Annotated in this window: 22 protein-coding genes, 2 tRNA genes and 1 other RNA gene; 11 read left to right on the forward strand and 14 right to left on the reverse strand. The window is 46.7% G+C overall.

Going from position 1 to position 25,772, the window contains the following annotated elements; all coding sequences use genetic code 11:
• Positions 1–74: 74 nt before the first annotated feature.
• Both ACNFVB_RS09105 and ACNFVB_RS09110 read left to right on the forward strand, forming a co-directional pair.
• Positions 75–974, forward strand: a complete 900-nt coding sequence (locus tag ACNFVB_RS09105) for an ABC transporter permease (protein ID WP_289000677.1) — start codon at positions 75–77, stop codon at positions 972–974.
• A gap of 66 nt (positions 975–1,040) precedes the next feature.
• Positions 1,041–1,835, forward strand: a complete 795-nt coding sequence (locus tag ACNFVB_RS09110; protein WP_100749770.1) for an ABC transporter ATP-binding protein — start codon at positions 1,041–1,043, stop codon at positions 1,833–1,835.
• A 91-nt stretch (positions 1,836–1,926) separates the two neighbouring features.
• Here the strand turns inward: ACNFVB_RS09110 and ACNFVB_RS09115 are convergent, their stop codons facing one another.
• Entirely contained in the window at positions 1,927–2,604 is a 678-nt protein-coding gene (locus ACNFVB_RS09115; protein ID WP_430737277.1) for a response regulator transcription factor, read from the reverse strand.
• 143 nt (positions 2,605–2,747) lie between these two features.
• Positions 2,748–4,844, reverse strand: coding sequence for a PhnD/SsuA/transferrin family substrate-binding protein (locus ACNFVB_RS09120; RefSeq protein ID WP_430738513.1), 2,097 nt, complete (start codon positions 4,842–4,844; stop codon positions 2,748–2,750).
• A 200-nt stretch (positions 4,845–5,044) separates the two neighbouring features.
• Between ACNFVB_RS09120 and ACNFVB_RS09125 the strand changes: the two genes are divergently transcribed.
• The 9 genes from ACNFVB_RS09125 (at position 5,045) to ACNFVB_RS09165 (ending at position 14,950) form a co-directional block, all read left to right on the forward strand.
• Positions 5,045–6,430 carry a cytochrome c gene (locus ACNFVB_RS09125; RefSeq protein ID WP_288996885.1) on the forward strand — a complete coding sequence of 462 codons (1,386 nt, stop codon included), beginning with the start codon at positions 5,045–5,047 and terminating at the stop codon, positions 6,428–6,430.
• Positions 6,427–7,350, forward strand: a complete 924-nt coding sequence (locus ACNFVB_RS09130) for a c-type cytochrome (RefSeq protein WP_288996883.1) — start codon at positions 6,427–6,429, stop codon at positions 7,348–7,350. The genes ACNFVB_RS09125 and ACNFVB_RS09130 overlap by 4 nt, the downstream gene beginning before the upstream one ends.
• A 197-nt stretch (positions 7,351–7,547) precedes the next feature.
• Positions 7,548–9,911, forward strand: a complete 2,364-nt coding sequence (locus ACNFVB_RS09135) for an FdhF/YdeP family oxidoreductase (protein ID WP_430737278.1) — start codon at positions 7,548–7,550, stop codon at positions 9,909–9,911.
• Positions 9,912–10,001: 90 nt separating this feature from the next.
• On the forward strand, positions 10,002–10,964 hold the full coding sequence (locus ACNFVB_RS09140; RefSeq protein ID WP_430737279.1) for a formate dehydrogenase accessory sulfurtransferase FdhD: 963 nt from the start codon (positions 10,002–10,004) through the stop codon (positions 10,962–10,964).
• A 910-nt stretch (positions 10,965–11,874) separates the two neighbouring features.
• Positions 11,875–13,542: a sodium:solute symporter family protein gene (locus ACNFVB_RS09145; RefSeq protein ID WP_430737280.1), complete on the forward strand. Its 1,668-nt coding sequence runs from the start codon at positions 11,875–11,877 to the stop codon at positions 13,540–13,542.
• Positions 13,543–13,641: 99 nt separating this feature from the next.
• On the forward strand, positions 13,642–13,776 hold the full coding sequence (locus tag ACNFVB_RS09150) for a putative transporter small subunit (protein WP_208855952.1): 135 nt from the start codon (positions 13,642–13,644) through the stop codon (positions 13,774–13,776).
• A gap of 177 nt (positions 13,777–13,953) precedes the next feature.
• Positions 13,954–14,027: transfer RNA gene (locus ACNFVB_RS09155), tRNA-Cys, on the forward strand.
• Between the two features lie 126 nt (positions 14,028–14,153).
• A tRNA-Leu gene (locus tag ACNFVB_RS09160) sits at positions 14,154–14,240 on the forward strand.
• 380 nt (positions 14,241–14,620) lie between these two features.
• Positions 14,621–14,950, forward strand: a complete 330-nt coding sequence (locus tag ACNFVB_RS09165) for a hypothetical protein (RefSeq protein ID WP_430737281.1) — start codon at positions 14,621–14,623, stop codon at positions 14,948–14,950.
• Positions 14,951–16,795: 1,845 nt separating this feature from the next.
• Here ACNFVB_RS09165 and ACNFVB_RS09170 read toward each other — a convergent pair.
• From ACNFVB_RS09170 to ACNFVB_RS09225, 12 genes are all read right to left on the reverse strand, one after another.
• Positions 16,796–18,919 carry a DUF3987 domain-containing protein gene (locus ACNFVB_RS09170; RefSeq protein WP_430737282.1) on the reverse strand — a complete coding sequence of 708 codons (2,124 nt, stop codon included), beginning with the start codon at positions 18,917–18,919 and terminating at the stop codon, positions 16,796–16,798.
• 106 nt (positions 18,920–19,025) lie between these two features.
• A complete protein-coding gene (locus tag ACNFVB_RS09175; protein WP_430737283.1) occupies positions 19,026–19,607 on the reverse strand; it encodes a hypothetical protein in 582 nt (193 codons plus the stop codon).
• Complete coding sequence (locus ACNFVB_RS09180; protein ID WP_430737284.1) at positions 19,600–20,139, reverse strand: hypothetical protein; 540 nt, start codon at positions 20,137–20,139, stop codon at positions 19,600–19,602. Before ACNFVB_RS09180 ends, ACNFVB_RS09175 begins: the two co-directional genes overlap by 8 nt.
• On the reverse strand, positions 20,132–20,380 hold the full coding sequence (locus ACNFVB_RS09185; protein WP_430737285.1) for a hypothetical protein: 249 nt from the start codon (positions 20,378–20,380) through the stop codon (positions 20,132–20,134). The genes ACNFVB_RS09180 and ACNFVB_RS09185 overlap by 8 nt, the downstream gene beginning before the upstream one ends.
• Complete coding sequence (locus ACNFVB_RS09190; RefSeq protein ID WP_430737286.1) at positions 20,370–20,891, reverse strand: KilA-N domain-containing protein; 522 nt, start codon at positions 20,889–20,891, stop codon at positions 20,370–20,372. The genes ACNFVB_RS09185 and ACNFVB_RS09190 overlap by 11 nt, the downstream gene beginning before the upstream one ends.
• Before the next feature lie 2 nt (positions 20,892–20,893).
• The gene (locus ACNFVB_RS09195; protein WP_430737287.1) at positions 20,894–21,136 is read right to left on the reverse strand and encodes a helix-turn-helix domain-containing protein; all 243 of its coding nucleotides are present in this window, start codon (positions 21,134–21,136) and stop codon (positions 20,894–20,896) included.
• A 3-nt stretch (positions 21,137–21,139) separates the two neighbouring features.
• Positions 21,140–21,430 carry a helix-turn-helix transcriptional regulator gene (locus tag ACNFVB_RS09200; RefSeq protein ID WP_430737288.1) on the reverse strand — a complete coding sequence of 97 codons (291 nt, stop codon included), beginning with the start codon at positions 21,428–21,430 and terminating at the stop codon, positions 21,140–21,142.
• 181 nt (positions 21,431–21,611) lie between these two features.
• On the reverse strand, positions 21,612–21,968 hold the full coding sequence (locus ACNFVB_RS09205) for a hypothetical protein (RefSeq protein WP_430737289.1): 357 nt from the start codon (positions 21,966–21,968) through the stop codon (positions 21,612–21,614).
• 54 nt (positions 21,969–22,022) lie between these two features.
• Positions 22,023–22,955, reverse strand: coding sequence for a hypothetical protein (locus ACNFVB_RS09210; RefSeq protein WP_430737290.1), 933 nt, complete (start codon positions 22,953–22,955; stop codon positions 22,023–22,025).
• 116 nt (positions 22,956–23,071) lie between these two features.
• The gene (locus tag ACNFVB_RS09215) at positions 23,072–24,313 is read right to left on the reverse strand and encodes a tyrosine-type recombinase/integrase (RefSeq protein WP_430737291.1); all 1,242 of its coding nucleotides are present in this window, start codon (positions 24,311–24,313) and stop codon (positions 23,072–23,074) included.
• Positions 24,314–24,476: 163 nt separating this feature from the next.
• Positions 24,477–24,835: a transfer-messenger RNA gene (ssrA, locus tag ACNFVB_RS09220) on the reverse strand.
• Positions 24,836–25,035: 200 nt separating this feature from the next.
• Positions 25,036–25,707, reverse strand: coding sequence for an alpha/beta hydrolase (locus ACNFVB_RS09225; RefSeq protein WP_430737292.1), 672 nt, complete (start codon positions 25,705–25,707; stop codon positions 25,036–25,038).
• Positions 25,708–25,772: the final 65 nt, after the last annotated feature.

Consider the following 25,772-nt stretch of genomic DNA (forward strand, 5'->3'; position numbering starts at 1 on the left):
ATGAGTGTGGCAATCGCCGCGCATTTATGTGACTCTCTCGCGCCGGACACTTGGTTATGACTTACTGATCTCTTATGTCTTTAATTGCTTTTTTTGGTGCGCTTGAAAGCGGTCTGATTTATGGCCTTGTTGCACTTGGCGTCCTGATCTCATTTCGTACGCTCGACTTTCCTGATCTGACGGCTGATGGCAGCTTTCCGCTCGGCGGTGCTGTCGCTGGTATCTCTATCGTCGCTGGTATCAACCCATGGCTTGCTTGCGCGTTTGGTATGCTCGCAGGATCAGTCGCAGGTATCGTCACGGCATGGCTCCACGTCAAGCTGGGTATCTTGCAGCTACTTGCCAGTATCTTGGTGATGGTCGCGCTATACTCTGTCAACTTGCGCATTATGGGTGCGCCAAACTTACCGCTCCTTGGTGAGACCACTGTATTTAGCAGCTTGGTAACTGATGGCAACGGCTATTGGATGCGCTGCTTGATCATTGGGGTGGTGATCTTAGTGGCCAAGCTGTTTTTAGATTGGTTTTATAACACTGAAACTGGCTTGTCGATGCGTGCCACAGGCTCCAACCTACGGATGGCACAAGCCCAAGGTATCAATACCTCATGGATGACCATCATCGGTATGGCCATATCCAATGGTCTAATCGCACTGGCAGGTGCTTTGTTTGTACAAACACAAGGCGGCGCGGACATCTCTATCGGTATCGGTACCATTGTCATTGGTCTAGCAGCCGTCATCATCGGTGAGACCATCATTCCTGCCAAGCGTATCTGGCTGATTACCTTTGCTGTTATCGTCGGGGCGGTACTATATAAGCTGTTTATTCAGGTGGCGCTATCGAGCGATACACTACGTAGCATCGGCTTTGGTCCGCAGGATTTAAACCTAATCACTGCCCTACTGGTGGTACTGGCACTGGTACTACCAAAAGCCAAAACCAAGTTTTTATCTCGCAAGGCTCGCGCTTAATAATGGGTAAAGTAGCAATACAAGCTTTAAGTGACTGTCTTAAAGTGACAATAAGGAATAACGACTATGATGCAAGCCACAGATTTGCGGTTAACCTTTAACCCAGGCACCCCTATCGAAAATCCGGCGCTACGCGGCATCAATCTCAACATTGCAGATGGTGAGTTTGTGACGGTGATTGGTACCAATGGTGCTGGTAAATCCACGTTTTTGAATGCTGTCAGTGGTACCACACGTGTCGATAGTGGCTCAATCTTACTCAATGGTATTGATGTCACCAAAAAAACCGCGCATCAGCGCGCGCACTGGGTCGCTCGCGTGTTTCAAGACCCGATGGCGGGCACCTGCGAGGCGCTCACTATCGAAGAAAACATGGCACTGGCGTACAAACGTGGCGGCAAGCGTGGGTTGAGCTTTGCCTTAAACCAAAATAACCGTGATTTGTTTCGCGAAAAGCTGTCCGTACTTAAACTGGGATTAGAAAACCGCTTAACTGACCGCATGGGATTGCTATCAGGCGGTCAACGTCAGGCAGTTAGCCTCCTGATGGCCTCGCTCCAGCCTTCCAAAATCTTATTACTAGATGAACATACGGCCGCGCTTGACCCGAAGACAGCAGCGTTTGTCTTGGAGCTGACTGATAAGATCGTCACAGACAATAGCCTCACGACGATGATGGTCACCCACTCTATGCAGCAGGCGCTGGCGCACGGCACGCGCACGGTGATGCTACATCAAGGCCAAGTGGTCTTAGATGTTGCAGGAGACACTCGTCGCGGCATGACTGTCCATGACCTGCTCGATATGTTCGAGCAAACCCGTGGTGAAAAGGTCGAAGACGATAGCTTAATTTTGAGCTAAGTCATTGATATTATGCACAGTGCTTATTTAAAAACAGGTCCCCGATAGCTGGTAAATATACCGCAAGATGAGTCACCAGTAAGGATATGCCCTAAGTGTCAAGCAGCACCAGCTTTTGAATCAATTCACTGACATGCTGCGCTTGCATCTTTTTCATCACCTGTGAGCGGTGCACCTCGACTGTGCGCACGGCAATATCTAAGTGGTCGGCGATGACTTTATTGATATTACCTTGTAGCAGCTCATCGGCTACCAGCTTTTCTTTATCCGTCAGCTGAGCATACAGCTTGCGTATCTCGTACAGTTTGGCACGCTTGATGGTCAATGATTGCGCCTGTGCCAACGCTTGCTGTAGACGCTGACTGCCTATGGGTTTTTCTAGATAGTCGGCCGCGCCCTGTTTGAGCATATTTACCGCATCAGCAATCTCGCCATTACCTGTCAAAGCGATGAGCGCCATAGGGCTATCATGATTATTCAGATACGCCTGTAGCGCCTGCCCGCTCATCTCCGGCATCATCAAATCACTGATGATGACAGCGGGACGATAGATATCTACCTGCTGCAAAAACGCTAACGCACTCGGCCATCCTTGCGCTTGCACCCCCAAACTCCCAAGTAAAAACTCACAAGAGAGGCGCACGCTTTCTTCATCATCGATGATATGAACGACAAGGGACTCAGCGCTGGTTTTTGGTACATGGTCAGATGACATCATAGGCGTATCTTGACCGTGCTCAGAGATGTGTGTCAAAGGGGAAAAAATCATATAAACCTCTTTGGCCCAATTGAGTGATGATAAATGATGGTGTTTTTAAATGTAGGTTGCGCAGCATCGAAGGCATGCAGCACACATAAAACTTATACCCATCACGCTTCACAATTTATAACTGTTTTTTTCAACTGGCTATATTACTGCCCGTTGTTTTTATCAAGTACAGACAGCGGCAAATAAAAAGAGACTTGCGCGCCTATCGTATTTGCTGGCGGCTGGCCTAGATGCGCGGGTAGCGACTGCAGTTTACCCTGTAAGGTGCGCCGAAAGCGATAGGTCTGAGCGTTTGCCACAAGATATTTATAGAGCTCTGCGGCCACTTTGATATTACTTAGCGCTATCTGTGCCTCTATGGACTTACACAGCCGCTGACAAATCATCAGACCCAGCCCCAGACCGTCCGCTTTGCTCGACTGCGCGGCATAATATCCAGATGCAGCTTCGTGCTGATGAGACTGAGCCAATTGCCGCGCATCAAATCCTCCTGCGTCGTCACTGACATGCAGCGCCAGCCACTTTTTGTCATCGCGGCTATCTATCTGACAGCGTAACGAGATATTTGTCGCACCTTGCTGGGCGGCATTGCTCATGGTATTGATAAGCAGTTGCTCTAAGAGCAGATGCGGCAGGGTCAGGCCTTTATAGTCGGTTATCAGCCAAAAATCGATACCGCTCGCTTTATCACCCAATAATAAAACACACTGCCGATAGGTCGCTCTGATGTCGACCCTCACGTCATCGGCGGCGCTCCGCTGCGAGCGTCCCGCCCAGCTGCGGATATTGTTGACGATCGCTGCGACACGTTTGGTCTCATGGACGATCTGCTCTAAGGCATTTTGTGTCATTTTATTGTTTGTCTCTTTATTATTTATTTCTGTCTTAGTCTTATTCTGATACCGTATCAGCAGTCCTTGTGCGTAGTTTTGGATAGTTGCCAGCGGCTGATTGATTTCATGGGCGATGGCACCGCTCATCTCACCAATGACCGCAAAACGCTCTGATTGACGCAGCTGCTCATCATAGTCACGAATGAGACGGTTTTGCGTCAGTATTTTTTGGCGTCGACGCCATGCCAGCCAACTCATCCAGCCATAGTTGATGGTCGATATCAGGATAATAAACACCAGCACGGCGACTCCCAGCCGATGCGCTTGTATCCAGTCGAGCAAATGAGCGCTGAACGGTTTTTGGGCTGGATGACGCTGCATCTCATACAAGACACGCTCAGCCTCCATACTAGACTCTGGAGGCAGCCAGCGCAGCCCTGCCGTAGACATTTGCTCTGCTGGCGGCGGGGCAAATACCTGCTGACTGACTTGCCGTACCAATGCCGCAGGTGCTTGCTCAGTGGCGGCCAGCGTCCAGTTGGGATAGATCGCTGTAGAAGACTGGCAGTTTGATGCGGTCGCGACTGGATGCAGTAGACGATATTGTTTGGCATGTATTTTCCCTTGCCGCGTCATCTCCTCCATCAAGCATAGCGGCACGATGGCAGCATCGACCCTGCCATGGGCCAAAGCCTGCAAACTCCGCTCAATCGGATAGCCGGTGAACTGTATATGATAATGACTGGGCGTGATGCCGTTTTGCTGTAGTAAATGCGCGCCCAGCAAATATCCACCAAACGCATCGGCATCAACTGCGGCCACCGTACGGCGCTGTAAATCTGACAAACGATAGATATTGCTATCGGCTGCCACCCATAAGGCACTGGCGACCGCTTCCATCGCGCTGGGCTGTTGCTGCGCTATCGGCTCAGGTATTTGGCGAAACTGCTGAGCCAAGCTAACCGTCGCCTGCGATGCACGTTGGGTGAGCGTATGTGCCCGAAAGCCTTGCACCTTATCATCGACCGACAGCGCCTGCTCAGACAACACTGTCGGCGCCTGCAACGTAGCCAGCCAGCGCCATTTGGTGGTATTCATTTTTATAAACTGAACTTGCGGACCCAGCACAAATGCAAACTGTTTGGCTTGTATTTGCTGTTGCCAGTTTTCTAATGCCAACGGCACTAATATCACCGTGTCCTCGGCGAGCTGCCGATTGATATCATCTAGCCATGGCTGCCAGCGATCTTGCGCGGCTCTCTCGCCTTGCGGCGCCAGCACTCCCACATAATACGTCTGCGCAAATGCTGTCGCGACACCTACCCCACTATATAACGTCATTACAATCAGTAAGACGGCACCAACAGACGCATGCCACGTCGCCTTATTTTTAGAGCCTTTATACATCGTGCTCACTTCCCACTGGACCTATCAGTCGATATTATAAACCAAAACCCCCAATTATAATGTGGTTTTCCACAATATCGCCAGTGCCGCGCCTGCCCTATACTTAATCATCATAGTACGACCTTTAAATCGTCATGCGCACCGTATGCAATCCTAGGGCATGGTGTGCTGGACACAGCTATCTTATGGAGGGTGGACGGATGAAAAACAAAAAGTGGCCACTGATTATCTTAATCATCGGTATTATCGGGCTGGTCATTGCCTTTATTATTGGACAATTATTGCCAAATATGCGCACCAGCACGAGCAATATTGAGGTCGATATCACCGATCCGGCCTTAATAAAAAAAGGCGCGTACATCGCCCGTACCGCAGACTGTGTCGCTTGTCATACGACGCTTGACGGCGAGACTTATGCAGGCGGTCTCCCGATGCTGACGCCACTTGGGGCGATTTACTCAACCAACATCACCCCAGACAAAGACACGGGCATTGGCAATTATAGTTTTGATGATTTCAAAAATGCGGTCAAACACGGGGTACGCCATGATAACAAAGCCTTGTATCCTGCGATGCCCTACCCGTCTTATCAGCTGATGCCAGATGAGGACGTGGCCGCAATGTATGCGTTTTTTATGTCTGATGTCAAACCCGTTCAGCAAGCCAACCTAAAAAGCGAGCTACCACCAGTGGCTAATTGGCGCTGGCCCCTAGCCTACTGGCAGGTGTTATTTGATCGCAAGCGTGAGTTTGTCCCTGAGACGGACGATGCGCTCTTGACCCGTGGTCAGTATTTAATCGAAGGCCCTGGACATTGCGGCTCTTGTCACACTAGCCGCGGTATCGGCTTTCAAGAGGTCGCGCTCAGTAACGCGGACTCCAACAAATATCTAAGCGGCGCGGTCATCGATGGCTGGCGTGCCAAAAGCATACGCGGCGAGCATCGCGGACTTGGCACGTGGACAGTAGCAGAATTAAACGACTTCTTTAAGACTGGCCGTACCGACACCACTGCTGCCTTTGGTGCCATGGCCGAAGTGGTCGAGCACAGCACCCAATACATGACTGACAACGATATCAACGCCATGTCGTCCTACCTCAAAACCCTAAGCCCTGCACCAAACAAAGAAGAAACCTTGCCGAATAAAGCAGACACCACCACGCAAAAACTGCTAGATGGCAACTATGACTCACGCGGCGCAATCCTCTACGCAGAGTATTGTCAAGTGTGCCACCGCGCCGATGGTCAAGGTGTGGCGCGTATCTTTCCCGCCCTTGATGGTAATAGCGCGGTGTATTCTAAAAACGCGGACTCCGTCCTACAAATCACCTTAAGCGGCGGCCGGATGCCCAAGACCCCTTATGACCGTATGGCATTTACCATGCCTGAGTTTTCTAACTTAAGCGATGCGGATGTGGCCGAGGTGGTCAACTATGTCCGCAACAGCTGGACCAACCAAGCGCCCAAAATCGACGTCAATGACGTAGTAAAAATGCGCGCTTTTCTCGCCAAAAAACCAAAAACCAGTACCGATATCGCCCCAGACCTAAGCATTGACGCTGCAGAAAAAGGAGCAAACCAATGACCCATTTACTATTCATATTGCCGCGCGCCGCGGTTTATGCCGTCTTAGGTGTCATCAGTATAGGCGCCTTCAGTGGCTGCTCCAATCCTACCCCTGCTGAGCGCAATGCGCCTGAATTTAACACGATCACAGCCGACGATGCCAACGAAGACATCGGCACATATATACTGCCGCAAGACACTGCCATCTTATATGAGCCAAATGCTGAGGAAATATTTTATGGCAAGCGGCTCCTTAACGAAACCAAGCGCCTGCTACCAGAGCACGTCGGCGCGCAGATGAACTGTAATAGCTGCCATATATCACAAGGCAAAGTCCCGCTTGGCGACCCCTATATCAACAGCTATAACACCTACCCACGGGTGATGCCGCGTGCTGGCAAAGAAATCGATCTAGAAGCCCGTATCAATGGCTGTTTTCAGCGCTCAATGAATGGCAAACCTTTAGACCGTGAGTCACCTGAGATGCAGGCGATGATGGCTTATATGAAATGGCTGTCACAAAACACGCCAAAAGAGCACAAAGTCGATATCAAAAACGCAGGCGCTGTCGATACCTCATTGACACCGGACCCTATACGCGGCGAGCAAATCTATCAAGCACAATGCGCGACTTGCCATGGCGACAATGGCGAAGGGCTCAAAGACAGTCGCGGTGACATCGTTTTTCCGCCATTATGGGGCGATGAGTCCTTTAATATCGGCGCAGGCATGGCTCGCACCTATAAAGCTGCCGCCTTTATTAAATACAACATGCCCATGGGCATTCAGACCAAAGGGCTATGGGGCCACGGCAATGTCCTAAGCGATCAAGATGCTGTCGACGTGGCGCATTTCTTTACCCATCAGCCGCGCCCTGATTTTGCAGGCAAAGTCAATGACTGGCCCAGTGGTAAAAAACCCAAAGACGCACGCTACTGATCGCCTTAAACGCGGCGTTCTCCGTGGTTGTCTTTAGCTGTTGATAAAGCCGCCCTAACAGAGCATGCCTTCAAGAAAATTGATGTTTCTTGAAGGTTTTTTGTTATCTATGGTTACTACTGCTACACACGGTACAGCGGGCATTATATAGTGATGAAACATCACCATTATGTCGCCATTTATCGATGAGGTCTGTCATGCGCAAAATTCCTGTTTACTCCCACCCTGCTGCAGGTTGGCCTGCGCTGATCTCCTCGACACGCAAAATGATGGATTATCAAACTTTTTTACGCGGTAGTGTCAGCGTCCTAAAAAGCAATCAGCCTCAAGGCGGATTTGACTGCCCAGGCTGCGCGTGGCCAGACCATAAGTCACATAAGCGCATCGACGTCTGCGAAAACGGCATCAAAGTCATTGCCAGCGAAACCATGACGAAAAAGGCGGATGCACAATTTTTTGCGCGGCATACCGTCACCGAGCTGCAAGGCTGGTCGGGCTATGAGCTTGAACATAGTGGTCGTTTGTCAGAACCGATGTACTATGATGCCGCACAAGATCGCTATGTACCGATTTCTTGGGAGGCCGCTTATCAGTGTATCGCTGAGCAATTAGGTCAACTTGACTCACCAGATGAGGCGTTATTTTATACCTCAGGGCGCGTGACCAACGAGCCGGCTTTTATGTATCAGCTGTTTGTTCGCAGCTTTGGCACCAATAATTTGCCTGACTGCTCAAACATGTGCCATGAGCCGACCTCAGTGATGCTCGGTAAACAGCTAGGCGTCGGCAAAGCGACAGTCATGCTAGAGGATTTTGAGCAAGCCAAGCTCATATTGATGTTTGGTCAAAACCCTGCCACCAACCATCCGCGCATGCTCGAGATGCTCGCTCATGCCCATGAACAAGGCTGCCAAATCCTCTCGATAAATCCCATGCGCGAGCAAGGCTTGAGTAAGTTTCGAAACCCACAAAAACCCACGCATATGGCCGCCGGTCAAAGTGATGATATGGTCGATGAAGTCGTGCAAATCCAAATCGGCGGCGATGCAGCGCTGCTGACCGGCATTGCCAAATGGCTGATTGAGAATAATAAAATTAATACCGATTTTATTACAACGCATACCTCAGGGTTCGAGCCATTAAAACAATGGCTGACCGAGCAATCTTGGACGGATATCGAGCAAGGCTGCGGTATCGCTCAGACAGAGATTATCAGGCTTGCTAAGTTGGTCGCCGATAGTCCAGCGACCATTTGCACATGGGGCATGGGCATCACTCAGCATGTACAAGGCGATGACAATGTTGCGATGATTACCAACCTATTATTATTGATGGGTATGATTGGCATTGAGGGCGCAGGCGCCTCCCCTGTTCGTGGTCACTCCAACGTTCAGGGCGATCGTACCATGGGTATCCATGAACGCCCGAGTAAAACCTTATTAGACAGTCTAGAGCGCGTCTTTGAGCGTCCTATGCCAAAAGAGCATGGCTATGATGTCGTCACAGGCGCCAAAGCCCTTATCGAAGGTGAATTAAAAGTGTTTATGGGTATGGGAGGCAATTACGCGGTCGCCGCACCTGACACCAGCGCTATCGAGCAAGCACTCACCACCACACAGCTCAATATATTTGTGGGCACCAAGCTCAATGAAACCATGCTCTACCCCGGGGCGCACAACCTAATACTGCCTTGTCTGGGTCGTACTGAGCGTATCCTGACAACAAAAGGTGAGCAGTTTGCAACGATTGAAGATTCAATGTGTCAGATTGTCCCGACGCAAGGCACCCTAACACCAGTCAGCGACGCGCTCAAATCCGAGGCGCAGATCGTCGCCGATATCGCCACGCATTTGCTCAAGGCTGATACCGACATTCCTTGGCAGGCGATGAGTGCCGACTTCAATCTCATTCGCGACTATATCTCCCAAGCGATTGACGGCTTTGAGAACTTCAACACGCGCATTCGGGCAGCCGAGCGCGGTTTTCATTTATACCACCCAGCGCGCCACCGCGTGTGGAATACAGACAGTGGTAAAGCACAGTTTATCGTGCCGCAATACCCCATCACTTATGTCGCAGCCCAAATGGCCGACACCGCCGCTGCCTTAAATGATGGCTTAAACCCCTCTGGCAATGACAACGACCAAGGGATCGAACAAAAAATTTGGCAATTGACCAGTGTCCGTAGTCACGATCAATTTAACACCATGATTTTTGGCTATAACGATCGCTATCGCCAGAACAACCGCCGCGACGTGCTATTTATGCATCCAGACGAGATGAGCCGCCTAGGCTGGCAAAAAGGAGATCAGGTGATGGTATCGCGGCACGCCAGCAGCTCAAGCCACACAGCGTATAAAAACAAGCCGCGCGTACTAGGGCCGCTCATATTGACTGAGATGGATATCGCCGCCAATGCCGTCGCCGCTTATTATCCTGAATGTAACGACCTATTTGATTTGGATACCCATGCGCCAAACTCGCACATACCTGCCTACAAGTCGACGACCGTGATCTTAGAGCGTGTGAATACAAGTGTTCAGACAGCCGAACCTGTATAAGTGGTGATGATCACTGAAAGTAATTTTGAGCAAAGTGAGTCCTCTAGCAAAATGGCTATGATGGCAGAGACAACTGAAACTAGAGTGATTATGACTGAGATATCTGAGGATAATGATAATGGCGCAGCCGAGACAATGCTCGCTCGCAAACATTTAGTGCAGAAGCATTATTATCCATCGGACAAGACTCATGGAGCTGATATACCTCAAAGCTGTATTGAGTCTCAAACCACCAGTTTGGCAGTAGAGGCAGCGGTATCAATCGTTATTAATGGGATTCATTATGCGGTACTGATGGCCAGCCCTTACCAACTAGAGTACTTGGCTGTTGGGTTCTTATTTAGCGAGGGCTTGATTCAGCACAGTCATGAGTTGCTTGATTGGGAAGTGACACATCTTACGGATATTGCCATCTACCAAAAGTTTGCTCAATCCTTAAACGATGGGGATCTTGAATCCGCCTCCATTGAGCAACGCTTAGAGCAATTTCAAGATTATGATATCTATGTCGTAGAGCTGGTGCTAAACCAGCGATGCCATCAGCGCATCCAAGCCCAAAAGCGCCAACTGGCGGGGCGTACAGGCTGCGGTATGTGCGGTATCACGGGGCTGACACAGGCATTGCCCGACTTGAGCCACTACTCACGAGCAAACATACATGGTTCTAAGGCAACCGTGCCAAGCCTTGACTATCTATTAGCACTACGTCAGCAAGTAGATGCCGCACAGCATACACACCAACTGACAGGAGCTGTGCATGCAGCAGCGACGATATACGATCAGCAGTTGTACTTGTTTGAGGACGTAGGCCGTCACAATGCACTCGACAAATTAATCGGTTGGCAACTGCGACAAAAAGTAGAGGTTGATTGCGTACTCATGACCTCACGATTATCGATTGAGTTGGTACAAAAATCGATTCGGGGGCGTATCCCTTGGCTCGTTGGCATGTCTGCGCCCACCAGTACGGCCGTACGGGTCGCCCAGCGCTATGGTTTGGGGCTGGCTGGGTTTTTGCGTGACAATAGAGTCACCTATTACACTGGCATTTGATGAGTATTGCCTAACCACATTTTCTAAATCCTGTCGTTATCACCGATTCGTTTACTTTGATACCCTCACATTGATCATTTAATACTGCCACCATTCAATACGTTAGCCTTATTGATACCCTCACAAACACCTTTTCATAAACCCCATTTGTCAATGCTATTTTTCTTGAGGTCTGCCTCTGCCTTTTGGTCATTTATGACAGATAACTGACCGATGGATTTGAGCTTCACGGCAGAATAGGGTACCCTTAGTGCACGAGTATGTTACACATAGTTAACATAGCTGTAGTTTTATTTATAAATACCGAGCCTATGGTGCGACGCATCAGGGCTGTAGCGTGTTTGATACCTTAACTACAGGTAATGCGTCAATTACCTAATCATGGGCAAAAATTCGCTCATGCTTGGGTATATTTCAGCCGGCTATACATAATATTAGCCGATAAAGCTGTCTACACTTAGCACTGTCATCAGCAGATGGCTGAGTGCTTATCCATAATTTTGCTGTAGATACCTGCCTTGTCAGCGCTCTATAGCAGCCAGCTACTATCAAGTATGACCACTTGACAGCGTGATGGACTATCCATCAACAGACGCATGCTGATGACTGCCCTGCGATTTTTGTGAGACGTGGCTCACTGTTGCATGTGATTTTTTCAAATGACGTACAACAGTGAGTGACCGGCATGATGTCAATGGACAGTTGTCATTTACAGGTTGCAGGTACTCTTAAAACACCAAGTGCGCCAGCGTGCTGCATTTGGGTCGGCGCTGACCGCTTTTTATGACGGTCAATTGTTAGCACTGTGTGATGCCTCTACATAAGACTTTTATGGGCTTTATTATATTCTTAACAGTTTTGGATAAAGTTATACTATTAAACTTTTATTTATGTAAAATAATCGCGAGGTATGAATTTGAAAACTGAGTCACTGTTCCAATTTTCATCGTTAACCATTATTTTATTATTGTTAGCGTTTTATGGCGGCACGTATTTGTTGTCATTGCTGATCAAAAAAGACAAAGAAACCACTTCAGGATTTATGGTGGCAGGCCACGGCGTCGGCTTTGGCATGGGTGCTGCTAGTATGACCGCTACTTGGATTTGGGCGGCATCGTTTTATGCGGCGGCGACCTCTGGCTACAAGTATGGCGTATCAGGGCCGATACATTACGGCTTTTGGGGCGCGCTGATGATCTTATTCATCTACCCTTTTGGTATGCGCTTTCGTGAGCTTGCACCCGATGGTCATACCTTAGGTGAGCTTATCCACGCCCGCCATGGCTCATCAAGCCAATTAATTTTAGCCATATCCAACCTTATGGGCAGCTTAATTAGCTTGATGGTCAACTTTACTGCAGCTGGGGCGTTGGTGTCGGTATTATCGCCATTATCGTTTCAGACCGGTGTACTTATCGCGGGTATCGGAGTGCTAAGCTACACCCTAACCTCAGGGTTTCGCGCTTCCGTCTTTACAGACTTTGCGCAATTGGTCGCTTTGATGGCCATCGGTATTGTCATTATTCCAGCGGTACTGTTTGCGATGGGTGGGCCACAAGTCATGGTCGATGGTCTCTCTAACCTCACGCTTGAACAGCAGGATTTCTTTTCATCCGAAGCGTTTTTTCAGCAAGGAGCGCCCTATTTTGTCGCTGTGCTTGCTTATGCGATTGGTAACCAAACCATCACGCAGCGCTTGTTTGCGATCGATAAGACTAAGATTAAACAGACCTTTATTACCGCTACGGTCGGCTATGCTGGTATCGTCATCGGTCTTGGTATGATCGGATTGATGGCTTTGACCATCGGTATCGAGCCGCTAAATGGCGATATGAATAATCTGATTCCGCAAATGGTCAGCACTTACTTGCACCCTGTATTTATCGCCTTGTTCTTTATCTTGGTCATTGGCTCATTGTCATCGACTGCTGATTCGGATTTGTCGGCCTTATCGACCATTATGATGGCGGATGTGTATGGCAAAAACATTGCCAAAGGCCGCGTCAAGCCTAAAACGATGATGCTCGTTGGTCGTAGCACGATGATTATCGCCACCGCTGCCGGACTGATCTTTGCCAGCTTTAAGCTAGATATCTTGGTGATGTTGGTCTTTGTAGGGGCGCTGTGGGGCGCGATTGTTTTTCCGGTCATCGCCAGTGTGTTTTGGAACCGCGTGACCAATACCGCCTTTACCTCGGCGGTCATCGTCGGCCTGCTGCTATTCTGTGTGGTACGCTTTGAGCTGCTACCGATGACAGGCTTTACTGCCCTTTTCTTTGAAATACTGGCCAGTGTGGGCGCCGCAGTCGTGATTGGACTGATGGTCTTTGGCTTTTTGGGTCGTAAAATCGGCATGGTAGCGGCAGCGATCACGCTAATACTGATGCTCATTTTTGCCACAGGCTTCTTACGTCAGTACATGGTACTACTGGCCTCACTAACGGCCTATGGTGCCAGCACCATCGTTTGTATCATCGTTAGCCTCATGGGTGATGAACATTTTGATTTTGCTTTAATCAATCAACGTGTCGGCGATTATGATAAAAAAGCCAAGGCATCGACCTCTGAGCTTTCATAAACACAGGTAGCGAGCACCGCTTGCGGGTTTGGCAGTTCAGTTGGTCAATATGTGACCAACTGCACAGGCAACCCTTCATAAATACTATAAGGAGATATCATGGACAACGTCTTTATCTACGGCTTATATATTTTAATTTGGCCAGCCATTACGCTCGGCGTGCTGGTATTGATTTGTACCGCGACTTATCGCGATATCAAACGAGCCAAACGTAATAACGAAGAGATATTATAAAAGTACATACTCAATGATCAGTACTCTCATCAGTGAGTCCGGCTCACTGATGAGCCTGAATACGCAAAAAACTCATAAAAAAGCACTAAAATCAGCACAAGTGAGCATATAAGCTATTTTTAGCCAAAAAATGACTTGTAATTTAAATTATTTTTGCTAATATAGTCCACCTTGATTGGCTGGATGGCAGAGTGGTCATGCAGCGGACTGCAACTCCGTTAACGCCGGTTCGATTCCGACTCCAGCCTCCAATTATTTATTAACGTTATGTTAATTTAGGCTTGCATTATCAGCATAACCGCTTATAATAGCCACCACTTATCTTACCAGCGAAAAGCACTATCAACGCTTTTTAATGTATAGATAAAACAAGTTTTGCCCGGGTGGTGAAATTGGTAGACACAAGGGATTTAAAATCCCTCGCTCTAACGAGCGTGCCGGTTCAAGTCCGGCTCCGGGTACCATTATAGAAGTACAAAAAACCGCAAATCATAACGATTTGCGGTTTTTTTGCATTTGTGTCAAATACATAAGCTACAGAATTGATAAAAAATCGAGCAGACCTATTATCGGAGCACATTCTGGCACCTATGGATCTGCCGATTACTGCTTCACACGGCTTACAAATAGCAATGAGCAGCCTTAATAACACTCACCAAAGCGGTGCTAATGACGTGACGTAATAAGCGCGGTGTCAGTAGACAACACTGCGTTGACTAAGACAAAATACGCTATTCGTCGAGCATGTCGGTCATACCCTGATTTTATACTAGAAGATAAACCACACTCTGCTGCTCTGCATTATCGGCAAAATCCTACTTTGGCTTAGACTGCTCATCACATTATGTCAACGGTGGTAGCGCCATATCCAAATTGGACATTGAGACAGGGCAAATATGTGTGGGAGATGATGCCAAAAGGGGCAGATAAAGGCTCGGCCACCCTCACGCTGTTGCAGCACTTCCAAGCAGATAAGCCGATTTTTTCGATATTTATTAGAGATAATATCACTGATGAAATGGGATTCGCTGCGGTACAAGGAAACCTAGAGTCTCAACCGTCTCTAAAGAACAGCGCCACTCCTAGCCCATTCATCAAAAACCACCTAACAGATCGCCCTGCTCCCTCAATAACAGGCATAGGTATCAAAAAGTCGGTAGCTTGGTATGCGTAACCGTATTGGCTTATTTTTACACATTTCCTTTGGTTTTTTGGCAGCCGCTGCAACAAAGCACCGAGCTGATTTATCACCTCGCGCACTACGACCTACTTGGCACGCAGGCCATGCAAGACAAAACCAAGGCAACGGTCGTCTGTCAGCCAGCCATGTCAAAATCATGTCATAAAAAAAGCCAGCCACCTAAGTGACTGACTTTCTTTAAAATGTTTGGTGGAGATGGCGGAAACTAAACTACAAGCATAAGTTACTGATAATAAAAGCTATTAATATTTTAAAAATGAGCAATACCAACCATAATACCAACAATCGTTTTTGATAACGCCCTTTTTTGGCTGTTTGCTGCTTCACTCAATATTATTTTGTAATTATTTTCACTGTTTGCCGTTTCAACATTTCTCGACACGGTAGGGCGGTGTAATTGTTCATAACTTTGCAAGCGGTGACCGCTGCCATCTGCATATTTTTACGACCGCGTAATTAAAAGTTTAGGGGTTGCTTTTTGTTTGCATGGGGTTGAATTGTGGAATGCTGCACGCACTCAATAAATGCGCTTAAATGCGTGCGTTTTTAATGCGTTTCTGTGCATCTGCTAATTCCCACCATTGGGGGTTATCTGCTCAATAGGTTTTTGAAAGATATAAAAAGGCGTTTACCTGTCCGAAAAGTCGCTTATGCTGCCTCGTGTTACTTGTCTTGAAACTACCCCATCACGGGCAGAATATGCCCCATGCGCGTACTGTTCCATAAACTAGCCCCTCTTACGATGTCCGAAAAGTCCCTTACGATACCTGTGCATAAAGTCCCTTTTATGGACTCAAAGAATTACCCTTAGTCGATTTGGAACAGTCCGAAAACAGTCCTTTTTATGGAGTCCAAAAACTACCCCAGTCCTTTTAAAGCACTCCGAAAAACTAACCCTTTATGGACTCCAAAAACCCTGTAATTGGTGTCTGCCTCGCGTGCGCGCGCGATACTTGTCCGTTAATTAGCTAAGCCCTTATACTGCATAGCTTTGTGACATTGGCAATGATGATTGATTACCTTGCAAAATGTTAGCATTTGTCAACATTAGGCGGCGTGTGATTTGGTTTTGAATAACAAGTTTTGACAAGTTGGCGGCTATATTAATCGGTTTTGAATGTTAAGTTTTATTAGGTTCTAACGTGTCCGAAAACCTTAGTTTCTTTACACTATAAAAAGGGTTTGGCAGTGATCGCCTAACGTGTCCGAAAAGTCGCACCTCATTAAGTGATAGGCTCAGATTTGAGCGCATCTATTTTACTTTGACGGCTCTATGCTGTTTTAGTGAGGCTGCCACGCTGTAGGCTAATGATGGTCATGCTTTGCGCTAACCCGTCCTCCATTGGGGGTTATGCAATCCGTATCGCTAAGTAAAGGTAATCATGCTTTTAAACCTTAACATTTATTAACATGCTGGCAGTCGGCAAACTGATTTGTCACAGATATTTGAGCCATTGGCGCGGGCTGTCATGGGTAGATGGTCGGATTTGAAATCTAAGCAAGGGTGTATCTTTACACTATAAAAAAGGCAGACGATCACGCCTGCCAATATAGTTTTATACCTGTAAAAAGTCGCTAAAGTTGCTAAAGTTCCGCTAAGCCTTATCAGCTATAGCCTGTAGCTTAGATTGCACCTGCTAAGGTTCTGCTAAAGTTGCTAAAGTTCCGCTAAAGTTAGCCATTCTTAGCTAAAGTTTAGCAAGTTTAGCAATGCTTAGCAGCGCACTACCTAAAGTTAAGCCCTTGACGGCCAAGGGCTAGATGAAGTTTAGCAAGTTTAGCAGCTTTTTAGGGTAGCTAAGTTATAGCTAAGGTTAGCTATTCATCAGTAATTAGCTTCGGATTAATACACACTAAACGCCTGCGCCCCTCACTTTCTAAGCGAACGTGCCCCATACTTTCTAAATCATCAAGTAAGCTATTAAGTTTCTTACCTCTTAGGGCATTAGGTGCATTCTGTGATACAAACGACTTATTCAAAGTAGGCGGCTTCTTGCCCCTCGCCTTATCCACCAGCCAGCTGCTTAGCTTCTCACTGTCGTTCTGCTCACCTGTGGGGGTGGCATCAAGGTAGCGTAGGCGCTCGCTGGTTGAGTATTCTACAAGCATAAAAGCGCGGGCAATATCATCAGTGGTTATCACCTTGCGCCCCTCAAAGAATGCCATTAATGACGCTATACGGCTGGCATTCTCTGCCATACGTGAAGCATACGCTTTTAGATACTCTAATGCCTGCCCCTGTGCTTGGCGGTTCTCTATCGCCTGCATGTGCTTATAAAAGGTCTGCTCTGCACCCTCTGCCCATTGCATTTTTATGCGCTGTGGTGTGCCTGTGCTGTCGTTTGGTAGATGGGCTGGCAATGGGTCAAGTAAGCTCTGACAGCGTGACCAGTAGGCGATTAAATCAGGATTATCATACGGGCTGTCATTCCTGCGCTTTTCATCGTCCCATACTCGATGACCGCGCAAGTCCTCAGGGCAAGCAATCAAGGCACGGGCTAAAAAGCCTTGCCCATTCATCAAAGGATCAGTTAATGCTTGCTCTAATACTACCCGTTGACCTTGTAGCAGTAGCGTCATGCGTACGTTGTGGGCATCGGTTTGCGGTGTGGCATAGGCAGACTTTTGCGAGCGTAAACGGGACACTTCACCATCGCTATATAGCTTGGTAATGGCAGATAAGGCGCTGCCAGCGGTATCACCTGTCATGGTGTGACCGTTAAAAAACTGCCCTGCCTCGTCTGTTGTCCATGATGCGTTATTCATCTCACCACTGATAAACCTATCGAGTATCGGCTCTATGGTTGCATCATCAAACAAGTTCTTAGGGTTTTGCGGTTTTGGGTTATCCTCTAAGAATTGGGCTAATTCTTTACTCTTTAACCCTGCCTTTTCACTGTCCCATGCTGCTATATCGTCTAGGTAGTTGCCGTATTGCTGGCGTTCATACTCTTTGATCTTAAAGTGAGTTAAGCCCATCGCTTGCGTTTTGCCGCTACCGCTTTCGCCCTCTGTGATTAGAATAAGGCTGGCGGGCATGTGACCGTGCCCCATCGGTGCATCAATGAAGCGTTGCCCCATGTGTGCCAGTGCCCCTAAAACGCATTGCCCTGCCATAGCAAGCGGTACTTGTGCATAATATGCCACTAACTCAATAACCCGTCTTAGCAGTCCTGTGAATGCGTTAATAGGGTATGGTGTCGGCTTGCTTGGATCATTGGCTAAGGGTTCAGGCTCGCCCCATATCTCAGCTTGTAGATCGAGTATGGTTGTATCATCAAGGGTTAATATCTCTCTATAGCTAAGCTCACCATATTCTAAATGCTCTAAGAGAGTTCTAGCGCCAGTAATAACCCCTTTGACGTTTGCACCTTTGAACGGCTGACACGCTTTGTCTTTCTCGTCTAAGGTGGTAAAGATAGTCACGGGATAGGCTTCGGCAAAATGGCTGACCATGCCATTAAATAGCAGCTTATCAAGGCTCACCAGTAGCGTGACGTTATCAGCTATGAGGTAGTAAGCCAGCTTTACAACGTCCTCTAATGGGTCATCAACCGCTATAATCTCATTACCACTGTCTAACGTACCAACGATGAAAGCTGACGGCTGCATACGGTCAATGATAATCGGCTTTTGAGTGCTGTTAGGTGTGACACTGGCAAGCGTGACGGGTTGATCTTGATTGTTGTTTAATACTAGCCCTATCGTGTTCTCTGTCAGCTCTCTCTTACCTGTATCAAAGCCCGTGGTTATGGTAATATCGCTATCAAGGTGCAATAGCCTGTCTTGTATGCCTAACTGCTCACATAGGTTATAAAGATTAAGCAATATATTGTCATCTGCCAGCCCTTGCCGTGTGGCTGCATTAAAACGACCTATCATGTCTAAGCCTGCGCTCAATGCGCGGGCTTTTTCATGGCTGTTTGTTGGTGTGGTGGTCATCTGTTCCCCCTTGCCTGCGACTGTTTAGGCTGGCGCGTGGCTCTGTACTTCTTGTAGTAGCTTTTGCGCTTGGCATACTTACGGCTTTGCTTTGGTGGGTAGCGTTTCATTGGCTGCCCTCCCTGCCGTAACGGGTCATTGCTAGGGTTTCTTTGATTGCGCTTGCTTGTCTTTGTAATAAGTCGTCCCACGTTACCGTGGTATCGTGCGTTAATCGCGCCATTGATATAGCGGTGTTAGTGTCTATTTTTTCGTAATGAATGAGGGCTAAGAGTTTGCCAATATCGCTTATGACAGTAGCAGCACCTTCAATGTCACAGACAATACCTGATAAATCAAAAGCTGATATTAAAACCGCTTCTTTATCGTCTGCCTCGGTGGTGTCGATAACTTTACGCTGGCTGGTTTGGCTGCCATTGTATAGCGTGGCTATTGCTTGGCGGTTGGCTTTGGTGTCGTGGAATAATGACGGGGCGGCATCATTGCGGCTTACCTTGCCGTCATTGCGGTAATGGTATGTTTTGCCGTTGGCGGTAAAGCCCAAACAATCATACTCTTTATCATTGAATAGCTGATAAGTACCACTGCCCACAGATGGGCATAGAACGCTATCACCTGCCTTGAATGTGGCTGGTGTGTGGTTGGTAGTGGTTTGGGTGTTTGAGGTCGTACGGATTGAATTAGGCATTATGATGCCCTCCTTGCGTTGTTTTTTGAGTATGTGCCACGCTATACGATGAAAGTATAGGGTGACGGGTCTTACTCTCGGTCACGCAAGCAACCGCCCCGCATATTCGCCTTTCGGCTGTTTTATTTTGCAGCGTCAACCCGTCATAGTCGGTCGGTGAGGTGTTCACCTTAGATATGATGGTTTGCCCCCTTGTGGCGCATGTGTGCGCTTGTGGGGCTATGCTTGAATGGATAGGGACAGCTTGAGAGGCTGCGCTATTATCAGGCACAAAAAAAGCCAATGAATAACGGTCTGGCTTACCGCTTGCGTGTTTTCTTGAGAGGTCTATATAGTAACCGCTGCTATCATCACTTGCAATCGGTTTTGGCTGTACTTGCTGGCAAGCTACCAATGAGAGTAGCAAGCCAATACCTATCACCCATGCCATAAAGATGATAAATCTCAGTAGTAAGCCTCGTTTATGTGGCTCATTGCGATTGTGTGCCCCGTCACGGGCTTTTAGATTGGTTTTGGTATGATTATCACACATAGCGCGTTACCTCCTGTGGTGCTGACAGTAGGCTGTCTAACTGGTCGCTTAAGTCCTCACTGATAGCGGCATTGCCTGATAGTGCCATGATGACCGCATTAATAACGCCCTTTGATACCGCGCAATCAACTTGTACCGCTTGCAGCGCCATTAATAAATGCTCAGTATCGAGCGTTAATAACACTAGGCGTTCATTGATATGCTCTAACTGATCGCTTGATACGCTGATATTATTTTTCACTGTCAGTATCTCCTACAAAATTAAGGCTAGGCTGCATCTGTTTAAGCGTGCTATCAATTTGCTGTTTTAGTTGTGGCTTGATCTGCTTGCCACCAACACAAAGAAAACGACCTGCACTGGTAAGCCCATCATCAACAATTTTGAGGTCATGGCATAGATCATTAAGCCGCTGGCTAAGTGCTGTCTGCTGGTTTGCGATTGCATCAAAAGCCCGTATGACCAATAACTGAAAGCGTGGACTGATCCACATGGCATAACTATAGACAAGCTCACGGCATACAAACGTGCCTTGTTGCGAGTTACCACCTTGAACGGTGTTGTAAGCTATTGATTTTGCTCCGTTGCTCATATCTGAGCATCGCTCTATTTCACTAATCAAAGACTTTGTATTCTCTAATCGCATAAAGTTTGCTGGCTTATGTTTTTTATTACTGCCACTGGCTCTATGTAGGTCGTTGAGTGAGTAAAGCCCATCTTTCATGCCTATGGTGCTGTTTGAGATAGTAAGCATAATTAAGCCCCCTCTACTGTTTGCTGTGCTGGCTGGTCTATCCAATAACGCTTAAACCGTTTGCCATTCTGTGTGACCATCTCATCATCAATACTCACGCCGCTGGCGCGTAGCTCACTGATCCTCTGTGCTAAGCAAGTCATGCCATATTCATCATAGGCTTGCATGTTGGTGATGGTCTTGCCTGCGAGTAGGTGCGCCATGATGATTTGGCCATAGGTCTGCTTTGTTTGCCGTGTGTTCATGGTTTACACCTCGCTAGTGGTTGAGGTGTGAGAGTTCAGCCATTCGTGGATCTCTGCATAGCTCCATGCTGTCATGGTGGGGCTTAGTTTTCTGCCAGCTGGGAAACGTCCATCTTTTGACCATTCAAACAAGGTGGTTTTGCTGAAAGGTAGGAACGGCAAAATATCCTTAGCTCTGCCCATGCCTGTAGTAGGCAGTTGCATAGCTGGACTGTTTGCGTTGGTTGGTTCGGTGTCGTTCGAGGTGTTATCAGTAAAAGGAATTACTGGCGTGTTTTGGTTTGGGTGTGTCATGTTCATATCTCCATGTCAGCTGTAGCGGTGTGCTACGGCTTTCAACATGGTTCTATGGTATGTGTTGATACTTCACGGAGGTTCTATAGTAGATAGCAAGTTATCTATAATAGATTACTTACTATCTACATTCATAAAAAAACCGCCTTTTAAGACGGTTGCTATTATTAGATATTAAGTTTTAATCATTGAGCTGTTTATGCAGTTGCAGCATACTTTTTAAACTATCAATACTATCAGGATATTTCTTAGCAAATTCCATAACAGCATTGTTATCATTCAAATTAAGACTGCTCATTTCCTGCATTGCTTTCTCATGCTGTTTTCTAGCTTTTCGAGCGTCCCATGCTTTCCTTATATCTTGACCTTCTTTAAAGCTCTTACTCCAATCGCTAGTGTCAATTACTGCATTATTTGCCTTTAATGGTGCATCGTTGTGCTGTTGCCATGATTGATCATGAACGTAAACGTCATAACGTTGGGCATGAGACAACATAGCAAGACTAAATCCCAAGGTAATTACAATTAGCTTACCCATCAAACACTCCTTGTCTTTTTTCTAAATTGTAAATAGTAAGTTATCTATAATAGATTACTTTAGTGGTTTTATATCGTTAATACGTGACAGCCATTTACCTACTGCTTGGTACTCAAGCGTCAACCCATCATTTTGCAATAGGGTAGTAATACTAGCGTTCAATGACGGGTTATTTTGGCTATATGGTTCTGTATTATCCAAGTTAGTAAGTTTAGCCATTGCATACATTACTCTATCTACAGTTCTGTATGATTGGTGTGGTACGTCTTTTAGGTCATCGGCTGGCTTATCTGATGGTTCATTTTTTGTTTGTACTAGCTGGCTTTCTAGACTAGCAATTCGCTTATCTTTACTTTCTAGTTTATCTTTTAAAAATCTGTTTTCACCTGATAATCTAATAATTTGTTGATCTCTATTTTCTTCTAGATCCGACGGAGAAAACATTTTTAATAACTCATCTTTTTTAAAGTACAGATCCTTAAGCTCTGTTTTAGCTGTTGTATCTAATATCATACTAAAGTCATTTGAGAATGGTTTGCTCGAACCCAGTACAACTTTTTGTTTCTCTTTTAATTCTATTGGATCTATTGGTTCAAGCTCTTGTGGAAGATATTTGGTAGCTATATGTTTTGATGTCATAATCTTATCTAGAAACCCCCTGCCAGTATTCACATAGTCTAAATTTAAGTCAGATGTCTTATCCTTTAATCGACGCAGCAAACGACTTCTTGAAAAGCCTAACAATTTAATCCATGCGTGAATATAGTTGCACTGAGTATAAATCTGGTAAGGTGTATTTTCGGCTTGATCAATTAAAGTATAGCCTTTGAAATTAATATAAAGTCTCACTGTTATTTCTGAATTCTCTAACCAACTTATAACCTGCGCTTCACCCTCATCTCTAGTTACTCCTAACAGTTCTTCCGAAAAATCAATAAAATCGTAAACTTTAATATATTCATGTTCAGACTTATCCCACATTATCATTTTTACACCCCTACACCCTTCAATCAAAATAGGTGCAAGGCAGTGACAGCATAAGGGTGTGTAAATAGCTGTCGTTCGGGTAATTAGTCCTAGCCTTGCATAGTTGGTGCTAAGCCTTAGCCTAGCTTTTGTTTTTGTTGTTTGAAGTCTGCACGGATCACGTTATCCAACTTGCCAGCGTAAGCATCATCAATGAAGTTTGCCCATTGGTGCATCATGTCGGTTCTATACTTTAGGTGCTGCGCCCCGTTATAGGCTGCACTTATCTTGTTTTCTCTATCGTGTGCCAATTGCAGCTCTATAGCTTCGTGCATGTATTCTTGTTCGTGTAGCGTGGTACTGGCTAACCCCCTAAAGCCGTGCCCCGTCATCTCACCTTTATAGCCCATATTCCATAAGGCATTAATAAATGCGTTTTGACTGTATGGCTTGCGGGTTGAGGTATTAAAGAAAACGTACTGATCCGAAAAACCTAGCTCTTTGATCTGCTCTAATATTGCTAGTGCTTGCGGTGCTAATGGCACGATATGCAAGCGCCCTGCTTTCATCTTGTCAGCTGGTATCGTCCATAAGCCGCGCTTAAAATCTATATCTTGCCATTCCATGAAGCGGATCTCATTGGTACGTACAAACGTATAGCATAAAAACCATAAGCCCAGCTTCACCAGTACATCACCACCATAAGCATCAATGTCTTTTAGTAGCTTAGGTAGTTGCTGGCTAGTGATACGGTGGTGATTGGTCGTTTTGTGTGGTTTGATCGCTTCGGCTAGGTCGGTGGCTGGGTTGTGTGTGGCTAGTCCATTGCGTATGGCGTGTTTGAATATCTGCCCTACTTCTCTAATGGTACGCCTTGCCATTTCGTTAGCGCCGCGGCTCTCTACTGCTTTGCCAATAGCCAGTATGTCAGGCGCGGTTATGTCGTTGATGCTCTTATGACCAATAGAGGGCTTTACATCGCGCATATAGGCGGAATAGTTACGGGAAAAGGTGCTTTCTGCTAGGTAGGTCTTGCGCTCGCTATACCATGACTGGGCTATGTTATCGAAAACATTTAAACCATTTTGACTGGCTTGCTGCTCTTTCTTATGGTCTTTTGGGTTCACACCATCGGCTATTAAGCGTTTTATCTCAATATTGCGTTGCCTTGCATCTTGTAGGCTCATGACTGGATAAGTGCCAATAGTGAGGGTTTGCTGCTTACCTTGCCAACGATAGGCGCTAATCCATGACTTCACGCCCGTATATCTAACCCATAATTGCAGCCCGTTACCGTCACTATGCTTGTCAGGTCGCTTGCTCTCGATAGCCTTTGCGCTAGGTTGTAGCTTATTGATGACCGTATGAGTTAAGGGCATTGGACTATCCTTTGTTGGTATTGAATAGGTGTATAAACTCTAATACCAACAATAATACCAACATTCTATATAGGACGCTATACCCCTATATGATACTCAAAACCCAAAAAACGCCCAAAATAAAGGGCTGACGGTCTATGACGGTCAGCCCTTTATCAATGTTTGGTGGAGATGGCGGGAGTTGAACCCGCGTCCGCCAGCATTACGCTCATGAATCTACATGTTTAGTTTCTGTCTTTAGTTTTAATCCGCACCGATCCGACAGTCAGGATGGATTGGACGATTCTCTACTTTTGAACCCAAGCGATTGAGACAATCACTTGTGGCGAACCTATATGCGGACGCTTCAACTGGGCTAACCAACTATAGGTAATCGGCAGCGCAGTAAGCAGGGTTTAAGCTGCTAGAGCGTAAGTTTCGTCGTTTGCGACTATAACAATATATGTTTGATTAACGAGAGGACATACACTCTCGACATGCATCATTGAGTTTCATCACCAGCGTCGAAGCCAGAACATCCCCAATAAGACTGAGTATTTTAGACTAACTTAAGCGTTGACTCAACCTATAACCGTTAGTTATTACATTAATTTACAGGTTGGCTATTACGTTTAAAGCTTATCCATCTGTCTGTCTTAATTACTCTACTTACTATATAGGGTCAACTCACCTGATTTCAATAGCTAAGAGACTATTTATAAGGCAATATTTATAAGAAAAAGTTAAGCTAAAACCTTATTTAACCATCTACCGATATTTTGAATCTGCGGCATACAGACTTGATGTGCCATCGGGTAAGTATGGTATTCAACGTTGTAGCCTTTATTTGTCAATAACTGCTGCGCCTGCTCGCCGAGCATCACGGGTACGACTGGATCATGCGTACCATGCTCAATCAAAATCGGCAGGTCTCTATTGGCAGCACTATACTCAATATTGTCATTGGTTGCTAAGTAGGTAGAGAGCGTCATCAGACCCGCCAAGCGCTCTGGATGACTGAGCGCCACATGATAAGCAACCGCCCCGCCCTGCGAAAACCCAGCGATAACGATATGTTCAGGTTTGACGCCGCGCTCAATTTCACGGGCAATCAAATCGCGAATCTGCTGCGCGGATGTCTCAATTTGTGTCACATCAACTTTGCGCTCAAGACTCATCTCCAAGATATCATACCAAGCCGGCATCACCATCCCACCATTGACCGTGACAGGACGCTTGGGCGCATGCGGAAAGATAAACCGTACTGCCATGTCGTCAGCCAGTCCGAGCTGCGGCACGACTGGCTCAAAATCATGTCCGCTCGCGCCAAGACCGTGCAGCCAAATCACCGCGCGATCTATCTTTTTTTGAGAGGGATTATGCTCAACGACGACGGCGTCTAAATAGTTACTCATAATTATCCTTAATAATGTAGTGAGATATGCCCTAAGCATTTCTATGTTTTTTGTCAAAATTATGT

Origin of the sequence: Psychrobacter sp. VH5 (assembly GCF_050572635.1) — a bacterium.
Lineage (GTDB): Bacteria > Pseudomonadota > Gammaproteobacteria > Pseudomonadales > Moraxellaceae > Psychrobacter > Psychrobacter celer.

Excerpts from the sequence above, each read along its gene's own strand:
- ACNFVB_RS09110 (WP_100749770.1), top strand. The coding sequence starts at position 1,041 with ATGATGCAAGCCACAGATTTGCGGTTAACCTTTAACCCAGGCACCCCT.
- ACNFVB_RS09135 (WP_430737278.1), top strand. The coding sequence starts at position 7,548 with ATGCGCAAAATTCCTGTTTACTCCCACCCTGCTGCAGGTTGGCCTGCG.
- ACNFVB_RS09105 (WP_289000677.1), top strand. The coding sequence starts at position 75 with ATGTCTTTAATTGCTTTTTTTGGTGCGCTTGAAAGCGGTCTGATTTAT.
- ACNFVB_RS09200 (WP_430737288.1), bottom strand. The coding sequence starts at position 21,430 with ATGACACACCCAAACCAAAACACGCCAGTAATTCCTTTTACTGATAAC.
- ACNFVB_RS09120 (WP_430738513.1), bottom strand. The coding sequence starts at position 4,844 with ATGTATAAAGGCTCTAAAAATAAGGCGACGTGGCATGCGTCTGTTGGT.
- ACNFVB_RS09130 (WP_288996883.1), top strand. The coding sequence starts at position 6,427 with ATGACCCATTTACTATTCATATTGCCGCGCGCCGCGGTTTATGCCGTC.
- ACNFVB_RS09215 (WP_430737291.1), bottom strand. The coding sequence starts at position 24,313 with ATGCCCTTAACTCATACGGTCATCAATAAGCTACAACCTAGCGCAAAG.
- ACNFVB_RS09115 (WP_430737277.1), bottom strand. The coding sequence starts at position 2,604 with ATGATTTTTTCCCCTTTGACACACATCTCTGAGCACGGTCAAGATACG.
- ACNFVB_RS09210 (WP_430737290.1), bottom strand. The coding sequence starts at position 22,955 with ATGATAATGTGGGATAAGTCTGAACATGAATATATTAAAGTTTACGAT.
- ACNFVB_RS09150 (WP_208855952.1), top strand. The coding sequence starts at position 13,642 with ATGGACAACGTCTTTATCTACGGCTTATATATTTTAATTTGGCCAGCC.
- ACNFVB_RS09225 (WP_430737292.1), bottom strand. The coding sequence starts at position 25,707 with ATGAGTAACTATTTAGACGCCGTCGTCGTTGAGCATAATCCCTCTCAA.
- ACNFVB_RS09145 (WP_430737280.1), top strand. The coding sequence starts at position 11,875 with ATGAATTTGAAAACTGAGTCACTGTTCCAATTTTCATCGTTAACCATT.
- ACNFVB_RS09180 (WP_430737284.1), bottom strand. The coding sequence starts at position 20,139 with ATGTGTGATAATCATACCAAAACCAATCTAAAAGCCCGTGACGGGGCA.
- ACNFVB_RS09170 (WP_430737282.1), bottom strand. The coding sequence starts at position 18,919 with ATGACCACCACACCAACAAACAGCCATGAAAAAGCCCGCGCATTGAGC.
- ACNFVB_RS09125 (WP_288996885.1), top strand. The coding sequence starts at position 5,045 with ATGAAAAACAAAAAGTGGCCACTGATTATCTTAATCATCGGTATTATC.
- ACNFVB_RS09190 (WP_430737286.1), bottom strand. The coding sequence starts at position 20,891 with ATGCTTACTATCTCAAACAGCACCATAGGCATGAAAGATGGGCTTTAC.
- ACNFVB_RS09205 (WP_430737289.1), bottom strand. The coding sequence starts at position 21,968 with ATGGGTAAGCTAATTGTAATTACCTTGGGATTTAGTCTTGCTATGTTG.
- ACNFVB_RS09175 (WP_430737283.1), bottom strand. The coding sequence starts at position 19,607 with ATGCCTAATTCAATCCGTACGACCTCAAACACCCAAACCACTACCAAC.
- ACNFVB_RS09195 (WP_430737287.1), bottom strand. The coding sequence starts at position 21,136 with ATGAACACACGGCAAACAAAGCAGACCTATGGCCAAATCATCATGGCG.
- ACNFVB_RS09140 (WP_430737279.1), top strand. The coding sequence starts at position 10,002 with ATGACTGAGATATCTGAGGATAATGATAATGGCGCAGCCGAGACAATG.
- ACNFVB_RS09165 (WP_430737281.1), top strand. The coding sequence starts at position 14,621 with ATGTCAACGGTGGTAGCGCCATATCCAAATTGGACATTGAGACAGGGC.